Below are 261 nucleotides of genomic sequence, written 5' to 3'. Positions count from 1 at the left end.
GTCATGTTTTCTGGAAACTCAGGCACAAAAACTTTTTTCCATATCTTCATCCTTTCTTTCAGTGTATATAAACCTGCGTGCACAGGAGTGGAATCAGAAGCAAATCAAACCTTTTATCAGGCAGTCAAAGTGTATGACATCCGAATTGGAGATTTTGAGCAGCTTCTCTTGCTTGTTATCGGCTCCAATTGATTTTGCCTTCATTGCTACTCCAACTAAAACACCTACAGACGTGAAAAGTTTTTTCTTCAATGAAATCAT

General features: G+C 37.9%; 1 protein-coding gene. It reads left to right on the top strand.

Annotated features, from left to right (window positions below; translation table 11 throughout):
• The coding region (locus P6709_RS20040) for a hypothetical protein (RefSeq protein ID WP_278242654.1) at nt 1-192 on the top strand (192 nt) is incomplete at its 5' end.
• Between the last annotated feature and the right edge of the window lie 69 nt (nt 193-261).

This window comes from Jeotgalibacillus sp. ET6 (genome assembly GCF_029667115.1).
Classification (GTDB): domain Bacteria; phylum Bacillota; class Bacilli; order Bacillales; family Jeotgalibacillaceae; genus Jeotgalibacillus.
Note: the sequence above shows the minus strand (reverse complement) of the source record. Positions and strands in the feature narration are given on the sequence as shown.